This is a genomic window from Paracoccus luteus, from assembly GCF_004522155.1.
Taxonomy (GTDB): Bacteria; Pseudomonadota; Alphaproteobacteria; order Rhodobacterales; family Rhodobacteraceae; genus Paracoccus; species Paracoccus luteus.
The window spans coordinates 245294-264905 of sequence record NZ_SDEA01000001.1; the positions used below are offsets into that span (position 1 = coordinate 245294).

Consider the following 19612-nt stretch of genomic DNA (forward strand, 5'->3'; position numbering starts at 1 on the left):
GGGCCGGCAAAAAGGATCGAACATGACGCAGGTGACGCTGAGGGTCGCGACGCGGGATTGGGACTATCTGACCCCGCTGGTCCTGAACGAGGTCGCGTCCGACCGTCTGCGGCTGGACATCGACCGCGTCGGCACGCTGGTCGGCAAGGCGGGCGGGCCGTATGACGCCGCGGAAACCTCGTTCAGCCGCTATGTTTCGGCCTGCGCGCAGGGTGACGACAGCATCGTGGGCGTCCCCAATTTCATCATGCGCGGCTTTCGCCATCGCTGCGTCATCGTGCGTGCCGACAGCCCGCTGCAGGCGCTGGGCGAGTTGAAGGGCAAGCGGATCGGCGTCACCGGCTGGCGCGATTCGGGCAATACCTGGACCCGCGCCGCGCTGCGCCGCGAGGGCGTGGGGGTCGAGGATGCGATGTGGTTCGCAGGCCGCCTGACCGGCGCGCATCCGGTCACCGACCGTCTTGACGGCTTTGGCCGCCCGGGCCGGATCGAGGCGATGCCGGACGAGGAACCGATGATGGACGCCCTTGCCCGCGGCGCGCTGGATGCGGTGTTCACCCCCTTCATGCCCGACGGCTATTTTTCGGCCGCCAGCCCATTCCGCCAGCTTGTGCCGGATTTCGTCGCCGCGGAGCGGGCGTATTTCGACGATGTGGGCTATATCCCCGGCATGCACATGATCACCCTCACCGCCAAGGTGAACGAGGCGCATCCCTGGGCGGGGGCCGAGATCAGCCGCATGATCGACGACTCGCGCCGCATCTGGACGGCCAAGCGCCGCAAATACGCCGATACCAGCCCGTGGACGCTGGACGAGTTGCTGCGCGCCGCGCGCGACCTGCCCGAGGATGTGGACGCAAGCGGCCTGGCGGCGAACCGGCGCATGATCGACGATTTCGGCCGCGAACTGCACGAACAGGGCATCCTGGACCGCGCGCTGGGGGCCGATGACCTGTTTCCCGATTCCTGCGTGCCGTGACGCGGCAGGACCACCGACAGACCGAGGAGGAATGACCATGATGACCAGCAAACTCGCGCTCGCTGCGCTGTTTTCGATGACCGTTGCGCTGCCCGCGGCGGCGCAACTGGCGCAGAACGACGAACTGCGCGCCCGTCTGCCGCCCGAGATCCTGAAGTCCGGCCAGATGGTCTCGGTGAACAACGGCTCGTTCCCGCCCTATCAGATCGTCGAGGGCACCGAGCTGACCGGCGCCACCCGCGACCTGTCCGACGCCATCGGCCAACTGCTGGGGGTCGAGATCACCCACACCTCGGTCGCGGGCCTTCCGGCGGTGCTGACCGGGATCGCGTCGGGCCGCTATACTTTCGCGATCGGCCCGGTGGGCGATTATCCCGACCGCGAGGCGGCCAACGATTTCGTGGACTGGGTCAAGGAATATGTCGTGTTCGGCGTCCAGTCGGGCAACCCGGCCGGGATCACCGACCTTGCCGCGACCTGCGGCAAGCGGATCGCGGTGATGGCGGGCGGATCGGCCGAGGGCGTCATCAACACGCAATCCGCCAACTGCGTCGCCGAAGGCAAGCCGGCGGTCGAGGTGCAGTCGTTCGCCGACCAGCCCAGTTCGATCCTTGCCGTGCGGTCGAACCGCTCGGACGCGTTCTTTTCCTCGCAGGCGCCGCTGACCCATTTCGTCCAGCAGTCGGGCGGGGCGCTGGAACTGGCGGCGGTGGGACAGGACAACGGGTTTGGCGACATCCACCAGGGCGCGGTCGTGCCCAAGGATTCGCCGCTGGGTCCGGTGCTGCTGGATGCCTTCCAGATCCTGATGGACAACGGCACCTACAAGGAAATCATGACCAAATGGGGCCTTGAGGGCAACATGACCGACGCGCCCGGCATCAACCTTGCCGGGAAGGAAGCCGCGCAATGAGCGCAGCTGACCGGACGGCCGGGCTTGCCCGGCCCGACGACCCGCTGCGCGACGTCGCCCGCGCCCATCGCCCGTTCCCCTGGGGACGGGTCGCCCTGTGGGCCGTGGTGCTGGTGTTCGTGGCCGATTTCGCGCTGCTGGTCGCGGGGAACGAAAGTTTCGGCTGGCCGGTCGTCTTCCGCTATCTGTTCGATCCGGTCGTCCTGCAGGGCCTGTCGGTCACGCTGATCCTGACGGTCGTGGCCATGACGCTGGGCGTGGCGCTGGGCCTGCCCATCGCCATCGCCCGCATGTCCGACGACAAGCTGCTGGGCGGGCTGGCGTGGATTTTCGTCTGGTTCTTCCGCGGCACCCCGCTGCTGGTGCAGCTTATCATCCTTTACAACCTGTCGTTCCTGTTCCCGCAGCTTTCCATCTCGGTCCCGTTCGGGCCGACGCTGCTCAGCTGGAACACCAACGACGTCATCACGCCGCTGACCGCCGCCATCCTCGGCCTTGCGCTGAACGAGGCCGCCTATATGGCCGAGATCATCCGCGCCGGCCTGCTGTCGGTCGAACGCGGCCAGATCGAGACCGCCGAGTCCTTTGGCATGAGCCGGGGCCGGACCTTGCGGCGGATCGTGCTGCCGCAGGCGATGCGCGCCATCGTGCCGCCCACCGGCAACCAGTTGATCAGCATGATCAAGGGCACGTCGCTGGTCAGCGTCATCGCAATGTCGGACCTGCTGTATTCCGTGCAGTCGATCTATAACCGCACGTTCGAGGTCATCCCGCTGCTGCTGGTCGCGGTGATCTGGTATCTGGCGATCACGTCCATCCTGAACGTCGTCCAAAGCCGCATCGAACGCTATTATGGTCGCGGGCATGACCGGGCCGCCGTCGCCGCCGACCTTCCGCAGGAGGCGAAATGATGGCCACCCCCAAGACCCGCAACGATGCAGCGCCCCTGCTGCGTGCCCGCGACGTCCACAAGGCGTTCGGCCCGAACGAGGTGCTGAAGGGCATCGACCTTGACGTGATGCCCGGCGAGGTGGTGGCGGTGCTTGGCCCCTCGGGGTCGGGCAAGTCCACCTTTCTGCGCTGCATCAACCGGCTGGAAACCATCGACCGCGGCTTCATCGAGGTCGATGGCGCGCAGATCGGCTATAAACTGCAGGGCGACCGGCTGACCGAACTGACCCATGCCGAAATCGCCCGCCAGCGCCGCCACATCGGCATGGTGTTCCAGCAGTTCAACCTCTACCCCCACATGACCGTGCTGCAGAACGTGACCGAGGCGCCCATCGGCGTCCACGGCCGCCCCAGGGCGCAGGCGGTGGCCGAGGCGCGGGCGCTGCTGGAACGCGTGGGGATGAGCCACAAGGAAAGCGCCTATCCGCGCCAGCTGTCCGGCGGCCAGCAGCAGCGCGTGGCCATCGCCCGCGCGCTGGCGATCCAGCCCCGGCTGATGCTGTTCGACGAGCCGACCTCGGCCTTGGACCCCGAGCTGGTGGGCGAGGTGCTGGCCACCATGCGCGATCTGGCGGGGCAGGGGCTGACGATGATCGTCGTCACCCATGAGATCGGCTTTGCGCAAGAGGCCGCCGACCGCGTCGTCTTCATGGACGGCGGCGTCGTGGTCGAGCAGGGGCCGCCGGGCGAGGTGCTGGTCAACCCGCAGCACCTCCGCACAAGGGCCTTCCTGGGCCGTTTCATCAACTGACCACCGCAGGAGCACGCAAGATGACCGGCAGCACGACGCTGGACGAAGTCGCCCCGATGAAGGATGAGCTTGTCGCCCTGCGCCGCCAGCTTCATGCCGCACCGGAACTTTCGGGCAAGGAATCCGCCACCGCCGCGCTGGTCGCGGACAGGCTGGAAGGCTGGGGGTATGAGGTGGAACGCGGCGTCGGCGGCCACGGCGTCGTCGCGCGCCTGCGGGCGGGCGAGGGGAACCGCGCCATCTCGATCCGCGCCGACATGGACGCGCTGCCGATCGCCGAGGCGACCGGCCTGCCCTATGCCAGCACCAACCCCGGCGTCATGCACGCCTGCGGCCACGACGGCCACACGACCATGCTGCTGGGCGCGGCCGAACACATCGCCCGCACCCGGCGGTTCAGCGGCACCGTGAACCTGATCTTTCAGCCCGCCGAAGAGATCGGCAGCGGCGCGCTGGCGATGATCGAGGACGGCGTGCTGGAACGCTATCCCTGCGACGCGATCTTTGCGCTGCACAACCATCCCGGCGCGCCCGCCGGCAGCTATCGGATGCGGTCCGGGCCGCTGATGGCCGCGTCGGACACCGCGACCGTGACCGTAAGGGGGCGGGGCGGCCACGCCTCGCGCCCGCATCTGTGCATCGACCCGGTGGTCGCGGCATCGGCCATCGTCATGGCGCTGCAGACGGTGGTGTCGCGCAGCATCGACCCGACCCAGACGGCGGTCGTGACCGTGGGCACGATCCACGGCGGATCGGCCGTGAACGTGATCCCGTCCGAGGTCACGCTGGAGATCAGCATCCGTTCCTTCTCGCGCGAGGTGCGGGCGCAGTTGCAGGCGCGCCTGACCGACCTGTGCCAGCAGCAGGCCGCCAGCTTTGGCGCCACAGCCGAGGTCGCGTTCGACCACGGCAACCCGGTGGTGCTGAACACCCCTGACGAGACGGCCATCGCGCTGGAGGTCGTGCGCGACGTCGTCGGCGCTGAAAACGTCGCTGAATGCGAACTGATCCCCGGCAGCGAGGATTTCGGCTTTTTCCTTGAACGCAAACCCGGCTGCCTGCTGCGGCTGGGCAACGGCAAGGACAGCGCGATGCTGCACAACCCCGGCTATGACTTCAACGACGACAGCCTGACGGCCGGGGTGGCGATGTGGTCGCGGCTGGTGGAACGCTATCTGCAGCCGGGCGCCTGACCGGCGGGGCGGTCCCTTGATCGAAAGCTAAGCAGGTCTGTCGCGGCCACGGCGGCGGCGGGGGACCGGCCCGCCGTCCCGTTGCGGGGCCGACGATGGTTCCGGGCACGGCAGCATGGCGACGGACGGCATGGATGTTCGCCCCGAACCGCGTTCCGGCGCAGTCGCTGTTCGTTCTGTGATCGGCTCGCCGCCCGCCCGGCTTGCGCGCGTGCGGTCAAGTCGGCACGATCAAGGGGTCATGTCAGTGACCTGTCTTGAACATTTCGGCCTTCGTCAGGCGCCGTTTGGCCTATCGCCAGACCCGGCCCTGTTTTACGTCTCGCGCGCCCATCAGCGCGCGCTCGACTGGATCGAGGATGGGATCGCCGCCCGCGCGCCCGTCCTTGCGCTGACCGGCGCGGCGGGGACAGGCAAGACGACCCTGCTGCGGCTTTTGCTGGACAGGCACGCGGGCGACTGGACCGCGGGGCTTGTCACGGCCGCGCATGGCGGGTCGGGCGACATCCTGTCGCAGGCGCGTCAGGCCCTGCGCCTGCCCGATCAGGGCGACGGCCCCGGCGTGGCCCCCGGCCGGCCCGGCGGGCCTGCCCCTGTGACGCCGTCAACCGGCCGCGTCGTCGTGCTGATGGTGGATGACGCGCAGGCGCTTGACGCAGAAAACCTGTCCGCGCTGGCCGCGCTGGCCGCCGAGCGCGCCGGGGGCGGTGCGTCGACGCTGCTGCTGGCGGGCGGGCCGGAACTGCGCGCCCTGCTGGACGCGCCCGGATTGCGCAGCCTCGGCATCGCCCACGCCGTCCTGGCCCCGCTTGGCGCGGGCGATACGGCAGGCTATGTCGGGCACCGGCTGGCGCGGTCGGGGGCGCGCGCGCCGATCTTTGACGCGGATGCGATGCAGGTGCTGCATTCGCTTGCCGAGGGCGTGCCGCTTGTCATCAACGTCATGGCCGGTCATTGCCTGACAGCCGCCGCAGCGGCAGGGGTGTCGCGGCTTGACGGCGACTGGGTCGGCGCCACGCTGCACCACGCCGGCGACGAACTGCGCCGGTTTGCCGACACGGTGGCACAAGGGCGGCCCCGACCGGCGGATGGTCCCGCCACCGGCACACCCGAATCCGCCCCGCCGCAGCATCTGACGACGGCACGTGCCGCCGGCCGTGCCGCCCAGCCGGTCCTTGCCGGGACCGATCCGGCCCTTGCGCCAGCCGCCCCGCAGGCCGCGCCCGCGGTGGCAGAACCGCACGGGGAACCGCAGGCATGGGATGGCCCGAGTGACGGCGACCCGCCCGTTGCGGTGGTTGACCCCCGGCGCGCCGATCCCGGCCCCTATGCCGCGCCGCCTGTCATCGTCGGGCCGGATCAGGCCCCCTATCCTGTGGTCGATCCCGTGCCGCTTTCCCGGCGCAGGCCCGGGCTGCATCTGCTGGCAGTGGCGGCGGTCCTGGCCCTGGCCGGTGGCGCGGCCTGGGTCTGGTATGAACCGCCCACCCCCGACGATACCGGCGTCCCGTCGCCTTCGACCGGCACTGCCGAGCAGGCATCCTCGCAGCCCGCCCCCTCGCCGGTCGCACCCCAACCTTTGGGGTCGGTCCCCCCGCCCGTCGCCATCACGCCCGAGCCGACGGTCGCGGCCCTGATGCAGCGCGCGCTGGAGGTCGAGACCTATGATCCCGCGCAGGCCGCCCTGGCCTATGCCCGCGCGGCGATCCGGGGCGACGGCCGTGCGGCGTATTACCTGGGACAGTTGCATGAAACCGGCACGGGTGTCGCGCCAAGCCCCGGCCTTGCCCGGCTGTGGTATGCGGCGGCCGCCGATTTGCCTGCGGCGCAGCGACGGCTGCAGGCGCTGTCCGCCGCCGATGCGCCGCCCGGCACCCCGGCCCAGCCCGTCCCGATCTTTCAGGCCCGGCCCAGCAACGGCGTCAGCGAGATGATCTGGCAGGTGCCCGCGGGCGTCACGCCCGTCCGCTTTCGGGTCGAAACGGTGGGTCCATCGGACGAACCGATGCCCGGCCGGGAAACCGAGGTGCCGGGGTTGATCGTGCCGACCCCGGTCATCGCATGGCGCGTGGTGGCGATCGGCGCGGACGGCACCGAAAGCGCGCCCTCTGCGACGGTGCGCATGATCCCCGAGGTGGTGCCACCGCTTGAGCGGACACTCAGATGGCTGCGGATCGAGCCGCGATGAACGGACGCGGGCAGGGGAAAGTCCAGCCCTGACCGCAAGGGACTGCCGAGGCATGGCCGATGGGCCGGGCGGGAACCCCCGCCGGCCCGGTCCCTGCAGTCAGTCGCGGCGTGCGCGGACGGCCGGTGGTTGCCGCAAAAGGGAACGGGACGAGCGGGAACCCCGGCGGGCCCGGTCCCGGCGGTCGCGGCGTGCGGGGGCTGCGAGTGGTTGCCGCAAAAGGGAACTGGACGAGCGGGAACCCCGGCGGGCCCGGTCCCGGCGGTCAGTCGCGGCCTGCGCGGACGGCCGGTGGTTGCCGCAGCACGGGAGCTGGACGGGCCGGAACCCGGCCGGTCAAACCCCGGCAATCCGGCCCGGCCCGCGCGGGGCCGCCCCGTCAGGGTCGGGACCAACCGTGCGGGCCGTCGATCAGCATCCCAGCGTGGCGCAGATATACTCGCGATAGGCGCGGTTCGCCTCGCTTTCCGCGGCCTCCTCGGGCGCGGGTGCGGGTGCGGGCGTGGCGGTCGGGGCCGCGCATTGCAGTTGATAACCCGGCTGAAGCCCCAGGTTGACGCAGCTGCCGATGTCCCAGCCCGGCGGAATGTCCTGCAGATCGACGTTCTTCCACTTGGGGTGGCCGCTTTCCTGCAGTTGCGGCAGTCGGGTCAGCATCAGGTTGGACAGGTCGGACACCGCCTTGCAGCTTTGCGTCTGATAGCTGTTGCCGCGGGGGTTATAATCATAGGTCATCAGCAACGCCTTGACGGCGATCCCGGTGACCGCCTCGGGCTGGAACGGATAGGTGTTCGCGGGGATCGTCGCCGGGGCATAGACGCTTTGCAGCGTCTGGTCCGCGATCGGCACCAGATGGAACTTTTCGCCGTCGATCCCGCCTTCGGCGAAAAGGGCCGTGGGCGCGCCCGCGACATAGAAAAAGGCGTCGATGTCGCCCGCCTTCAGCGCGGGCAGCGCGTCGGCGGGCGCGATCTGGCGCCGTTCGGCGGGCCGGGCGCCGGTCAGGTCCAGCACCAGCGATGCGGTCAGGAAGGTGCCGCTGTTCTCGACCCCGATCGCCACGCGCTTGCCCGCCAGATCGGCAAGGCTGTCGATGTCCGACCGGGCCAGAAGATGCACCTCCTCGTCGTATAGCGGGAAGGCGATGCGCACGCCATAGATCGCGCGGGCGACGTCGGGATCGTTGGCGGAATAGGTCTTGAGATATTCCAGCACGTCGTTCTGCACGATGCCGAACTGGGTGTTGCCGCGCGTGCGCACCGCCATGAAGTTTTCCAGCGAGCCTGCGGATTCCACCACGTTCAGCGTCTGGCCGCACTGGCCCATCAACCCGGCCAGGTCGCGGCCGATCTGGATATAGGTGCCTGTCGCCCCGCCCGTCATCACCGCCTTGCCGAACTCCTGCTGCGCGGCGGCGGGGCCGGTCGCCAACGCCAGCATCGCGCCCAGTGCCGCGCCCAGCCATCTGGTCTTGCACATCTCGTCTTCCCTCCGTTTTCCGCTGTGGGGCGTGATCAGTTGCAGGCGCCAAGTTCGGCGACCAGGGTCAGCAGGGTCTGCCGGTTGATCTGGCCATAGGCGGCCCTGAGCGCGTCCGGCGCGCATTCCCCCAGCGACAGGCGGCGCTGCAACTCGGCGCGCTGCGGGCCGGTGCCAAGCGCCGGCGCCCGCGCCAGGGCGGCCGCGATCTGTTCGGCCGTCCAGCGCGGGGGCTGGGGTGCCGACGGGGCCGCGGCTGTCTGCGCGGCGGCGGGCGTTTCCGCCGGAGGCTGGGGCGGCGCGGCCTGCGCGGCGGGGGCGGTTGCGGGCGGTTGGGGCGGCACCGTCCGCGCGGCGGTCCCCGCGGTTTCCCCTGCGGGCGCTGCCGCCACGGTTTCCCCTGCGGCCGCTGTGGCCACGGTTTCCCCGGCGGGGGCGGGCTGGGCCTGCTGCTCCTGGCGCGCGGCGGTCAGCCGGGCGACCTCCTCTTCCAGCGCGCGGCGCGATGCCGTCATCCGTTCAACCTGCGCCGCGGTTTCGGCCAGCGCCGCCTCGGCCGTGGCGCGGCGTTCCTCGGCGGCGGCAACGGCCTGTTCGGCGTCATCCCGGCGGCGCTCGGCCGCAAGGGCAGCCGCCGTCGCGGCGGTCTGCCGGGTCGTCGCCTCGTCCAGCCCCTGGCGCAGTTCCGCCGCCTGCTGCTGCGTCTCGGCCAGCGCCGCTTCGGCTTCCGTGCGGCGGGTGTCCAGCGCGGTGATTTCGCTTTCCGCGCCCGTGCGCTGCGCGGCAAAATCGGCGGCCTGCTGCTGCGTCTGGGCGAGCGCCGCCTCCGCTTCCGTGCGGCGGGTGTCCAGCGCAGTGATTGCGTCCTCGGCCGCTTTGCGCTGCGCGGCAAAATCGGCGGCCTGCTGCTGCGTCTGGGCGAGCGCCGCCTCGGCTTCCGTGCGGCGGGTGTCCAGCGCGGCGATCGCGTCCTCGGCCCCTTTGCGCTGCGCGGCAAAATCGGCGGCTTGCTGCTGCGTCTCGGCCAGCGCGGCTTCCGCTTCGCGCCGGCGGGTGTCCAGCGCCGTGATCGCGCCCTCGGCCGCTTTGCGCTGCGCGGCAAGCTCGTCCGCCTGCTGCTGCGCTTGGGCCAGCGCGGCCCCCGCTTCCGTTCGACGCGTGTTCAGCGCGGCGATATCGCTCTCGGCCGCCGTGCGCTGCGCGGCAAGGTCAGCGGCCTGCTGCTGCATGTCGTCGAGCGACTGGCGCAAGGCGGCGAGCTGTTGTTGCAGTTCCGCGCGCTGCTGCCCCATGTCGGCCAGCCGGGTTTCGGCGTCGGCCGTCTGCTGCTGCAATCCGGCAAGGCGCGCCTGGGCGTCGGCCAGCGCGGCCGCGTCCTTGCCTTCGCGCGCACCGGCCTCGCGCAGCGTTGCCAATTCCTGCCGCACCGCGTTCAGTTGCGCGGCCAGATCGGCGCGCGCCCCCTCGGCCGTCTGCCGGGCGGCATCGGCCTGCGTCAGGCGCGAACGCAGATTGGCCAAATCCTTTTCGGCGCCAGCCCGCGCATCGGCGTCGGCCCCCGCCTGCGCGGCCAGTTCCCCGGCCTGCGCCAGCTCGGCCTCGCGCGCGGCCAAGGACGCCTCGACCGCCGTCAGCCGCTGTCCGGCCGCCGCTGCGCCCTCGCGCGCGGCTTGCAGCTGCGAGGCGAGTTCCGCGGCCTTGCCCTGGGCCGCCTGCAACGCCTCGGCGCTGGCCGCCCGGGTTGTCGCGGCCTGCCGGGCGGCCTGCAGTTCCCGGGTGCGCTCGTCCAGTGCGCGTTCGGCGGCGGCAGCCCGTTCCTCGGCCGCGCGGGCACCTGCCTGCGCCGTTTCCAGCTGCCGGGCCAGTTCGGTCGGCTGCGCGGCGGGCGCGTCGGGTTCGGAGGCCGCGGCGTCCCGGACAGCCCCCTCGGCCAGTTCGTCGCGCATGGCTTCGATCTGCCGGCGCAGGTCGGCGGCCTCATCCTCCATCAGGACGATGATTTCACGCAGCGCGCTGGCCTTTTCCTGCGTCGGCAATTCGCCCGACGCGCCGCCGACCTGCGCAGAGGCCACGCCGGCCATGACGGCCCAGACTGCACTTGCGGCAAGAAGCTTGTTCACATCCCACCCCGTTTGCCATCATCAAGCGCGACCGCGGACGGACCTGTCAAGCGCGGCCGTCGCGCCGTCAAAGAATGTCAATGCCGCACGCAGGGGTTCATGCCGTTCGATGCAACCTTGACGTGTGCGGCTGCGGCCGCCGACGATTTCGGAACGGAAGGCTCACCAACATTGTTAGTATCGCCCCCGCGGAACGCCCGCCGCCGCGCGGTGTTTCCCATCGTCGGCGTCTGATGCCGACCAACCGGAGAGGGAATGTCATGCAGAGTTTTGCGCGCGGTCTTGCGATTGCGGGACTGGTCACGACCTTCGGCGGCGGCGCCTTTGCCCAGGCGGCCGATCCGGCAACGACGACCTGCGCCGAGTTCGCGGCGATGACCGCGGATCAGCAGATGGCCGCGATGACCGCGATGCGCGCGGCCGGGTCGGGCGGCGGCACTGACGCGGCCGCGACCGGCGGCGCGGCCACCGGCGATGCCGCGTCGGCGGCGTCGGGCAGCAGCGGAACGATGGCCAGCAGCGATGCCGGCAGCGCCGCGCCGGCTGGAGCGCCGGCTGGAGGCACGATGGCCAGCAGCGACGCGGGCAGCGCAGCGACGGGCAGCGGTTCCGGCGATTCGGGCACCACGGGCGGCGGCATGGGTTCCGACGCCGCGGCGGGCGGCGCAAGCGGCGCGACCGGCAGCGGCAGCATGGCGCCCTCGGGCGACAGCAGCGGCGCGGCCGGAGGCACCGGGATGGCGGGGTCATCCGCGTCGGGCGACGGCACCTCCGCCGATCCGCAGATCGCGGCCTTGCTGGCCGCCTGCCAAGGCAACGACTCGGCGCACGTGATGGACAAGATGTCGTCGATGTAACACGCGCAGGGATCGCGGCGGATGCTGGTGCCGCCGCGATTTCGCGGGCTTTGAGGAATCGGCCCGTCCCGGCATTCGAATGTTGCGGCCCGTCGCCGGTGCGCACTTGGTCGCCGCCTGACGGCGCTGGCGACTGCCCGCGGCCCGCCGGTCGGGAACCTGCCGCCGCTGGAAAGCGTTCCGGATCGCTTTACGTCGCATCCGGGGGCTGGCTTGCCCGGCCGAAAGGTTCCCATGTCGGAAATGACGCTTTCGCAGGCGTGGCCTGACGTTCTCACATCCGCCGAGGCGCAGTTCCTGTCCGATCTTCAGGGCGGACCACAGGCGTTTCGGCCGCGACAGCCGATCATGCGCTGCGAGCAGCCGGTCGAAAGCGCGCTTTACCTGTGCAGCGGCTTTGCGGGGCGCTATCGCTCGGACAAGACGGGCCGGCGGCAGTTGCTGGCGTTGCAGGTGCCCGGCGACTATATCGATCTGCCGGGCTTCGTGCTGGGGCATCTGGACCACGATCTGGACGCCCTGGGTCCGGTGGTGGTCCGCGGCACGCCCCATGACCGGCTTCAGATGCTGTACGGCCAGGCGCCGGAACTGGTCCACAAGCTTTGGCGCATCTCGCTGATCGACGCGTCGATCCATCGCTACTGGATCTTTCGCATCGGACGGCTGGCCGGGCGGGCGCGCATCGCCAATTTCTTCTGCGAGATGCTGCTGCGGCTTTATGCGCGCGGGCTTTGCGATTTTCATGCGTTCCAGCTGCCGCTGGCGCAGGTCGATCTGGCCGAGGCCTGCGGGATGACCCCGGTCCACGCCAACCGGATGCTGGCGGAACTGCGCGACGAAGGCATCTGCACCTTTGCCGACGGGTCCGTGCAGATCGGCAAGCTGCCGAAGCTGTTCCAGATCGGGCAATACAGCTGGAATTATCTGTATCTCGCGCCCGACCTCGATGCCGAGATCCGCGGGCGGGTGATCGGGCCGGGCCGCCCGGCGGCCGGGGCGCTGTCTGCCGCAACAAGCGCCGCGTGACCGGCGCGCGGCATCTCTGCTGGGGAGCACATCCGACGGAACCGGCGCGACCGGCAGGGTTGTGCTGCAGTGCAGCATTGCCGGGCGTCCGACCTGCCCGATAAACAGGAATGACACGCCCCATGAACGCCCAGACCTCCCACGACGATCACCCCCGGCCCGCCGCCCGGCGACCGCCCCGGTCGCGGGCCGCTTGGGGGGCCGTCGGTGTGGCGGCGCTGGCGGCGGCCGCCGTGTTCAACGCGCGGCGCGCCCGGCAGGCGGAACGTGACAATCCCCCCCTTGGCCGCTTTCTGACCGTTCAGGGCGTCAGGCTGCATTATCTGGAACGCGGGACCGGCCCGGTTCTGGTGCTGCTGCATGGCAACGGCAGCATGATGCAGGATTTTCTGTCCAGCGGTCTGGTGGACGAGGCGGCGCGAACCCATCGCGTGATCGTGTTCGACCGTCCGGGCTATGGCCACAGCGAACGGCCGCGGGACAGGCTGTGGACCCCCGATGCGCAGGCCGACCTGCTGGCCGCCGCATTGCGCGCGATGGGCGTCGCGCAGGCGGTCGTGCTGGGTCATTCCTGGGCCGGGGCGGTGGCCGTGGCGCTTGCCGACCGGCACCCGGATCTGGTCGCCGGGCTGGTGCTTGCGGCGGGCTATTACTATCCCTCGGCGCGGCTGGACGTCGTGGCGCTGTCCGCGCCCGCCGTGCCGGTCCTGGGGGATGTGCTGCGTCACACGATCTCGCCGCTGGCCGGGCGGCTGATCTGGCCGCGGCTGATGCGCAAGATCTTCGGCCCGGACCCGATGCCCGACAAGTTCCGCGCCTTCCCGCGCGAGATGGCGCTGCGCCCCTCGCAACTGCGCGCCAGCGCCGAGGAGACGGCGTTCATGATCCCTGCCGCAGCGGCCGCGCGGGACCGCTATGCAAGGCTGCGGGTGCCCGTCGCCATCATCGCCGGATCGGGGGACCGCATCGTCGACCCCGACGACCAGTCGCGCCGCCTGCACGCGGACATCCCCGGCAGCACGTTCGAGTGCGTCGCGGACACCGGCCACATGGTCCACCAGACGGCGACCCGCGCCGTCTTGGCCGCCATCGCCAGCGTGACGGACAGGGCGGCGGGCAGGGTTGCCGCACCGACGAACTCATCCGGCGACATACTCTCGCCGCCAATGCAGACGGCCGGCGCCATTCCGGGCGCCGGCCGTCAGGTTCAGGGTTCACAGGCGCGGCCGGTGGCCCCGCCAGCAAAGGCAGCGGGCGCGGACGTGGCCCGCGTCCCGCAAGTGCCGGTCCGGTCTCAGGCCTCGCCCATGCCCTCGGCGGGCTGCGGCGCGGAACCGGAACGGACCTTTTCCTCGATCCGGCGGCCGACATCGGGATCGACCGATTTCCAATAGTCGAAGGCGCGGCCCAGCACGGGTTCGCGCACGCCGCCCGACAGGCTGCCCGCGACGGTGTCGACCAGCGCCGCGCGTTCGGCGTCGTTGAACACCTCGCGCACCAGGATGCCGGGCTGGGTGAAATCGTCGTCACCCGCGCGCAGGCGATAGGCGCTGCGCACCATCTCGCCGTCCGCCTCCCAGCCGTCGTGGACCGCGCCGGTCTCGTCCGACCACGTGCGGCCCTCGCTGTTGGGGGCATAGACCGGGGCCGCGCCGGTGTGGTGATAGTTCATCGGCCCGTCGATCATGTAGGTGTTCACCGGCACCTTGGGCTGGTTCACCGGCAGCTGGTGAAAGTTCGCGCCGATGCGGTTGCGCTGCGCGTCGTTATAGGCGAACGCGCGGCCCTGCAGCATCTTGTCGGGCGACAGCCCGATGCCCGGAACCGTGTTGCCGGGCGAAAACGCCGCCTGCTCGATCTGGGCGAAGAAGTTTTCGGGGTTGCGGTTCAGCGTCATCGTGCCGACCGGGATCAGCGGGTAATCCGCATGCGGCCAGGTCTTGGTCAGGTCGAACGGGTTGATGCGATAGGTCTTGCCGTCCTCATAGGGCATGACCTGCACCGACAGCTTCCACGAGGGGAACTCGCCGTCCGCGATCGCGGCGAACAGGTCGCGGCGGTGGAAGTCGGCGTCAGACCCGGACATGGCCGACGCTTCCTCGTTCGAGAAGAACTTCATGCCCTGCTGGGTGTGGAAATGGTATTTCACCCAGAACCGCTCGCCCTGCGCGTTCACCCACATATAGGTGTGCGAGCCATAGCCGTTCATGTTGCGCCACGTGCGCGGCAACCCGCGCGGGCCCATCAGATAGGTGACCTGGTGGGCGCTTTCCGGGTTGTTGGTCCAGAAATCCCACTGCATGTGGTTGTCGCGCAGGCCGCTGGCGGGCAGGCGCTTCTGGCTGCGGATGAAGTGCGGGAACTTCATCGGGTCGCGCACGAAGAAGATCGGCGTGTTGTTCCCCACGAGGTCATAGTTGCCCTCGGAGGTATAGAACTTCAGCGAAAAGCCGCGCACGTCGCGCCACGTGTCGGGGCTGCCCTGCTCGCCCGCGACGGTCGAAAACCGCGCCAGCATCTCGGTCGCGGCGCCCTTCTGGAACAGCGCGGCCTTGGTGTATTTCGACACGTCCTCGGTCGTCTCGAAGATGCCGAAGGCGCCGGCGCCCTTGGCGTGGGGCTGACGCTCGATCGTCTTTTCACGGTTGAAATGGGCCATCTGTTCCAGAAAATGCACGTCGTGCAGGACGATGGGGCCGTCCTGGCCGATGGTCAGGCTGTGGCGGTCGCTGACGGCCGGCGCGCCGGTCGTCGTGGTCGACGGGAACTTGCCGGTTGTTGGCTGATCGGACATCGTATTCCTTCCTTTTGTCGCGTGGCCGACGCCCCCGGTGGGCGTCGCGCATGAAAACTCGTCCCGGCCGGTCGGCGCTGCGGGGCAACTGCCGCGGCCCCGCAGCGCCGTGTCCGCCCCCGCGTCAGGCGGGCCGCGGGGGGTGGCCCCGCGCCGGATCGCGCAGGCGGGGCAGGGCCCCCGAAGCGCGGCAAGCTATCGCAGGCGACCGCGACAAGCAAGCAACGGTCGCGCGCGGCAACGGGCGCAAAGGCATCGGTTCGCGCATCCGCGCGCCCGCCCCGGCGGCCGGGGGCCGCGCCCCGTCATGCGGCCGCAAACCCCTTGCCCGGACCCAGCACCGGGTCGGCGGGCGGGCGCGGGACCGCGGCCAGCGGGTCGCCGTCGCCCTGCTGCATGTCGGGCGTCGCGCCGCCCGGATAGGCGCCGACGACGCCGAAATCCCGCGACGCGCCAAGGTTGCAGTGCGCCACCCCCGCCGGAATGACGACCACGTCCCCGGCGGTGATGTCGTGGACCGGCCCGTCCGGCCCGCCCAGCTGGATGCGGGCCGACCCGGCATGACAGCCCAGAACCTCGTGCGTGGTGCTGTGGAAATGGTGCCAGCGATAGACCGTGTCGCGCCAGGCGCCCGTCCAGCCGTTGGCGGCAAAGGTGCGCTCGAACCACGCGGGGTCGGCCGGGCCTGCGGCGCGGTGGATCAGCGGTTCCATCCGCTTACCGCCGCAGCCGGGCGATCAGGGACGAGGTGTCCCAGCGCCCGCCGCCCATCGCCTGCACGTCCTTGTAGAACTGATCGACCAACGCCGTGACCGGCAGGCTGGCCCCGGTTTCGTCGGCGGTCGCCAGGCAGATGCCCAGATCCTTGCGCATCCAGTCCACCGCAAAGCCGAAATCGAACCGCCCCTCGGCCATCGTGGCGTGGCGGTTCTGCATCTGCCAGCTGCCGGCGGCGCCCTGGCTGATGACCTCGACCACGTCGGGGATCGACAGGCCCGCGCGTTCGGCAAAGTTCAGCGATTCCGCCAGCCCCTGCACCAGCCCGGCGATGGCGATCTGGTTGGCCATCTTGGTCAGCTGTCCCGCGCCGCTGTCGCCCATGCGGCGGCAGATCTTGGCATAGGCGTCCATCACCGGGCGGGCGGCGTCATAGTCGGCCTGCGCGCCGCCGCACATGATCGACAGCTGGCCGCCCTCGGCGCCCGCCTGTCCGCCCGAGACCGGCGCATCGACAAAGCCCGCGCCGAAATCGGCGGCGGCGGCCGACAGTTCGCGCGTCACCGCCGCCGACACGGTGGTGTGATCGACGAACCGCGCGCCCGGCGCCATCCCGGCGAACGCGCCGTCCGGGCCGGTGCAGACCGCGCGCAGGTCGTCGTCGTTGCCGACGCAGGCCATCACGAAATCGGCGCCCTGCGCGGCCTCCCGCGGGGTGGGCGCGGACGCGCCGCCATGCCGGGCGACCCACGCCCCGGCGCGGGCGGGCGTGCGGTTATAGACCGTGACGGCGTGCCCGGCGGCGGCCAGGTGGCCCGCCATCGGAAAGCCCATCACGCCCAGCCCCAGAAAAGCCACATTCGCCATGCTCGCGCCCCTCGCCCTCGTTGATCTGCGGTGGCGGCTGGCCTATCAGCCGCACGCGACAACCATTCCCACCGCCCCGCGCCACGGTCAACGCCCGGCCGCGGCGCCGCCCGCCAAAGGACCGCCCCGCCATGCTTACGCTGTTCCGCTGGCTGGTCCGGCTGACCGTCGGGCTGATCGTGGGGCTGGTCGCGATGGCGGCGCTGGCGTGGTATTTCGCCGTCCGCTCGCTGCCCGATTACGACGCCGACCTGCGCGTCGCGGGCATCAGCGCCCCGGTCGAGATCGTGCGCACGACCGAGGACGTGCCCCACATCTTCGCCGGCAACGACGCCGACGCATTTTTCGCGCTGGGGCTGGCGCATGCGCAGGACCGGCTGTTCCAGATGGTCGTGCTGCGCCGCGCGGCGCAGGGGCGTCTGGCCGAGATCTATGGCGCGCGTGCGTTTCCCGCCGACGACATGGCGCGCAGGCTGGGGCTGTGGCGCGCGGCGCACGCGTCCTTGCCGTCGCAGGACGCGGCCACGCAGGCGGCGCTGACCGCCTATGCCGCGGGGGTCAACGCCTGGATCGAGCAGATCAACGCCGGGGCGCGGGGCCGCGGCGCGCCCGAGTTCTTCCTGTATCGCGGCGACATCGCCTATTGGCAGCCGGCGGATTCGCTGGCCATCCTCAAGCTGGTGGCGGCGGGGGCCACGTCGCAGCTGCGGGCCGAGGTGACGCGCGCGCAGGTCGCGCTGGCGGTGCCGGACCGGGCCGCCGACCTGGTGTCGGGCGCGGACGAACCGCCCTTGCCCGACTATGCCGCCCTGTTCGGGGACGCGCGTTTCCCCCCCGCGCGCGAGGATCTGGACCCCGACTGGTTCGACCGTCTGGCGGGGTTCGTCGTGCCGGGGCTGGGGACCGGCGGCAACGGCTGGGCGGCGGACGGCAAGCGCACGGCGGCGGGCGCGCCGATCCTGGCCAACGACCCGCAGGTGGCGCTGACCGCGCCGTCGCTGTGGTATCTGGCGCGGATCGAGCTGGCCTCGGGCGGGGTCATCGGCGGCACCATCCCCGGCATCCCGGCGGTGCTGTCGGGGCGCAACCCGCATCTGGCCTGGGGGCTGACGCCCGCGTCGGTGGACGACCAGGATGTCGTCATGGTCGAGGCGCAGCCGGGCATGCCCGACCGCTATCTGACCGCGCAGGGCTGGACCGACTTTGCCACACGGCGCGAGATCATCCGCGTCAACGGCGCCCCCGACCGCGAGATCATCCTGCGCGACAGCATCGCCGGGCCGGTCATTCCCGGCGCCCACGCGGGGCTGGCCTCGGTCACGCCGGGCGGCCATGTCGCGGCGCTGCGCTGGTCGGGGCTGTCGTCAAGCGACACCACCATGTCGGCGCTGGTCGGGCTGATGGCCGCGCCGGACCGCGCGGCGGGCCAGCGGGCGGTGGCCGCCATCGTGGCGCCGACCGTTCAGGTGACGCTGGCCGACGCGGGCGGGGTGGCGCAGGTGCTGGCGGGGACGATCCCGCGCCGCCCGGACGATCACCCGACGCTGGGGCGGATGCCCGCGCCGCTGCGGACGGCAGGCACGCGCTGGCTGGACCCGCTGCCCGCCGACGCCCCGCAGCGGATCAGCCCGCCCGCGGACGGCATGGTCGTGGCGACGGGGGCCGGAACGGGGGGCTTTGCCGGTGCCGCGGGGCAGGGGCCGGCCGCCCCGCCCCCGCCGGCCGTCGGGGCGGCGGTGCCGCAGGGACCGCTGGGGCCGGACGCGGCGCAGCCCGCCGACGCCCCTGTGCCCGCCGCGCCCGCCGCCAGCTTTCCGCTGGGCTATGACCGCGACGACCCGCTGCGCATGGCGCGGCTGGACCGGCTGCTGGCGGGGCGCGAGATCCATTCCCGCGACAGCTTCATCGACGCGCAGCTGGACACGGTCAGCCCCGCCGCCCGCGCCCTGCTGCCGCTGGTCGGCGCCGACCTGTGGTTCACCGGCGAACCCGCCGCCCCCGGCACGCCTGAGCGCCAGCGGCAAGAGGCGCTGGGGCTGCTGGCCGAATGGGACGGCAACATGAGCGAGCATCGCCCCGAGCCGCTGATCCACGCCGCCTGGATGGCCGAGCTGCAGCGCCGCCTGATCCACGACGAGCTGGGGCGCATCGGCGACCGCATCGGCGCGCGGCTGCGCCCGGCCTTCATCGACCGGGTGTTCCGCAATACCGATGGCGCGGCCGTCTGGTGCGACGTGGTTCAGTCGGCCCCGGTCGAGGATTGCGTGACCATCGCCCGGCAGGCGCTGGACGCGGCGCTGGTGGACCTGACCGCCCGCTTTGGCGGCGACGTCAGCAGCTGGCGCTGGGGCGACCTGCATGCGGCGCGCCACGAACATCCCGGGCTGGGGCGGTTGCCGGTGATCGGCTGGATCGTCAGCCTGGTGCAGTCGACCGCGGGCGACAGCTTTACCGTCGCGCGCGCCGGCACGCTGAACGGGCCGGGGGCGGCCAACCCCTATGCCCATGTCACCGGCGCGGGGTATCGCGGTGTCTATGATCTGGCCGACCCGGACAGCTCGGTCTTCATCATCTCGACCGGGCAGTCGGGGCACCCGCTGTCGCGCCACTATGACGATCTGGCGGAACTCTGGCGGCGGGGCGAATACATCGGCATGTCGCTGGACCCGGCGCTGGCCCGCGCCGCGGCCGAGGGCGTGACCCGCCTGACGCCTGTCGAATAGACGCATGAAAAAGGCCCGCCCGGACAAGGGGCGGGCCGGTTTGCCGTGCAGCGA

15 protein-coding genes are annotated in these 19612 nt (G+C 71.2%); 10 read left to right on the top strand and 5 right to left on the bottom strand.

All coding sequences use genetic code 11. From position 1 onward, the window contains the following. The first annotated feature begins 22 nt into the window (after window positions 1-22). The 6 genes from EPA64_RS01165 to EPA64_RS01190 all read left to right on the top strand — a co-directional run bounded on the left by EPA64_RS01165 (window position 23) and on the right by EPA64_RS01190 (window position 6975). Window positions 23-979, top strand: a complete 957-nt coding sequence (locus EPA64_RS01165; RefSeq protein ID WP_134724403.1) for a substrate-binding domain-containing protein — start codon at window positions 23-25, stop codon at window positions 977-979. Between the two features lie 40 nt (window positions 980-1019). After that, entirely contained in the window at window positions 1020-1892 is an 873-nt protein-coding gene (locus EPA64_RS01170) for an ABC transporter substrate-binding protein (RefSeq protein ID WP_246026549.1), read from the top strand. After that, window positions 1889-2803: an amino acid ABC transporter permease gene (locus tag EPA64_RS01175; protein ID WP_134724405.1), complete on the top strand. Its 915-nt coding sequence runs from the start codon at window positions 1889-1891 to the stop codon at window positions 2801-2803. The genes EPA64_RS01170 and EPA64_RS01175 overlap by 4 nt, the downstream gene beginning before the upstream one ends. After that, entirely contained in the window at window positions 2803-3594 is a 792-nt protein-coding gene (locus EPA64_RS01180; RefSeq protein ID WP_134724736.1) for an amino acid ABC transporter ATP-binding protein, read from the top strand. The genes EPA64_RS01175 and EPA64_RS01180 overlap by 1 nt, the downstream gene beginning before the upstream one ends. A 20-nt stretch (window positions 3595-3614) precedes the next feature. Further along, window positions 3615-4787: a M20 aminoacylase family protein gene (locus EPA64_RS01185; protein WP_220443691.1), complete on the top strand. Its 1173-nt coding sequence runs from the start codon at window positions 3615-3617 to the stop codon at window positions 4785-4787. Between the two features lie 247 nt (window positions 4788-5034). Further along, window positions 5035-6975, top strand: a complete 1941-nt coding sequence (locus EPA64_RS01190; protein ID WP_167626554.1) for an AAA family ATPase — start codon at window positions 5035-5037, stop codon at window positions 6973-6975. A 411-nt stretch (window positions 6976-7386) separates the two neighbouring features. On the opposite strand, the gene EPA64_RS01195 is transcribed toward EPA64_RS01190, so the two are convergent. Then, a complete protein-coding gene (locus EPA64_RS01195; RefSeq protein WP_246026550.1) occupies window positions 7387-8454 on the bottom strand; it encodes a TAXI family TRAP transporter solute-binding subunit in 1068 nt (355 codons plus the stop codon). A gap of 35 nt (window positions 8455-8489) precedes the next feature. Continuing rightward, the gene (locus EPA64_RS01200) at window positions 8490-10574 is read right to left on the bottom strand and encodes a coiled-coil domain-containing protein (protein ID WP_134724407.1); all 2085 of its coding nucleotides are present in this window, start codon (window positions 10572-10574) and stop codon (window positions 8490-8492) included. Between the two features lie 233 nt (window positions 10575-10807). On the opposite strand from EPA64_RS01200, the gene EPA64_RS01205 reads away from it, so the two are divergent. The 3 genes from EPA64_RS01205 (at window position 10808) to EPA64_RS01215 (ending at window position 13851) form a co-directional block, all read left to right on the top strand. Further along, entirely contained in the window at window positions 10808-11431 is a 624-nt protein-coding gene (locus tag EPA64_RS01205; protein ID WP_134724408.1) for a hypothetical protein, read from the top strand. 243 nt (window positions 11432-11674) lie between these two features. Then, entirely contained in the window at window positions 11675-12457 is a 783-nt protein-coding gene (locus EPA64_RS01210; protein WP_167626555.1) for a Crp/Fnr family transcriptional regulator, read from the top strand. Window positions 12458-12579: 122 nt separating this feature from the next. Further along, complete coding sequence (locus EPA64_RS01215) at window positions 12580-13851, top strand: alpha/beta fold hydrolase (protein ID WP_181953485.1); 1272 nt, start codon at window positions 12580-12582, stop codon at window positions 13849-13851. On the opposite strand, the gene EPA64_RS01220 is transcribed toward EPA64_RS01215, so the two are convergent. From EPA64_RS01220 to EPA64_RS01230, 3 genes are all read right to left on the bottom strand, one after another. Continuing rightward, the gene (locus tag EPA64_RS01220) at window positions 13752-15251 is read right to left on the bottom strand and encodes a catalase (RefSeq protein ID WP_134724411.1); all 1500 of its coding nucleotides are present in this window, start codon (window positions 15249-15251) and stop codon (window positions 13752-13754) included. The genes EPA64_RS01215 and EPA64_RS01220 overlap by 100 nt on opposite strands. 305 nt (window positions 15252-15556) lie before the next feature. Beyond that, a complete protein-coding gene (locus EPA64_RS01225) occupies window positions 15557-15964 on the bottom strand; it encodes a cupin (protein ID WP_134724412.1) in 408 nt (135 codons plus the stop codon). A gap of 4 nt (window positions 15965-15968) precedes the next feature. Next, window positions 15969-16835, bottom strand: coding sequence for an NAD(P)-dependent oxidoreductase (locus tag EPA64_RS01230; protein ID WP_134724413.1), 867 nt, complete (start codon window positions 16833-16835; stop codon window positions 15969-15971). 131 nt (window positions 16836-16966) lie between these two features. Between EPA64_RS01230 and EPA64_RS01235 the strand changes: the two genes are divergently transcribed. Then, window positions 16967-19558 carry a penicillin acylase family protein gene (locus EPA64_RS01235; protein ID WP_134724414.1) on the top strand — a complete coding sequence of 864 codons (2592 nt, stop codon included), beginning with the start codon at window positions 16967-16969 and terminating at the stop codon, window positions 19556-19558. The last annotated feature ends 54 nt before the right edge of the window (window positions 19559-19612 follow it).

Coding starts and splice junctions, on each gene's coding strand:
- EPA64_RS01185 (WP_220443691.1), top strand. CDS start 3,615: ATGACCGGCAGCACGACGCTGGACGAAGTCGCCCCGATGAAGGATGAG.
- EPA64_RS01180 (WP_134724736.1), top strand. CDS start 2,803: ATGGCCACCCCCAAGACCCGCAACGATGCAGCGCCCCTGCTGCGTGCC.
- EPA64_RS01225 (WP_134724412.1), bottom strand. CDS start 15,964: ATGGAACCGCTGATCCACCGCGCCGCAGGCCCGGCCGACCCCGCGTGG.
- EPA64_RS01165 (WP_134724403.1), top strand. CDS start 23: ATGACGCAGGTGACGCTGAGGGTCGCGACGCGGGATTGGGACTATCTG.
- EPA64_RS01210 (WP_167626555.1), top strand. CDS start 11,675: ATGACGCTTTCGCAGGCGTGGCCTGACGTTCTCACATCCGCCGAGGCG.
- EPA64_RS01195 (WP_246026550.1), bottom strand. CDS start 8,454: ATGTGCAAGACCAGATGGCTGGGCGCGGCACTGGGCGCGATGCTGGCG.
- EPA64_RS01170 (WP_246026549.1), top strand. CDS start 1,020: ATGACCAGCAAACTCGCGCTCGCTGCGCTGTTTTCGATGACCGTTGCG.
- EPA64_RS01205 (WP_134724408.1), top strand. CDS start 10,808: ATGCCGACCAACCGGAGAGGGAATGTCATGCAGAGTTTTGCGCGCGGT.
- EPA64_RS01235 (WP_134724414.1), top strand. CDS start 16,967: ATGCTTACGCTGTTCCGCTGGCTGGTCCGGCTGACCGTCGGGCTGATC.
- EPA64_RS01175 (WP_134724405.1), top strand. CDS start 1,889: ATGAGCGCAGCTGACCGGACGGCCGGGCTTGCCCGGCCCGACGACCCG.
- EPA64_RS01220 (WP_134724411.1), bottom strand. CDS start 15,251: ATGTCCGATCAGCCAACAACCGGCAAGTTCCCGTCGACCACGACGACC.
- EPA64_RS01230 (WP_134724413.1), bottom strand. CDS start 16,835: ATGGCGAATGTGGCTTTTCTGGGGCTGGGCGTGATGGGCTTTCCGATG.
- EPA64_RS01215 (WP_181953485.1), top strand. CDS start 12,580: ATGAACGCCCAGACCTCCCACGACGATCACCCCCGGCCCGCCGCCCGG.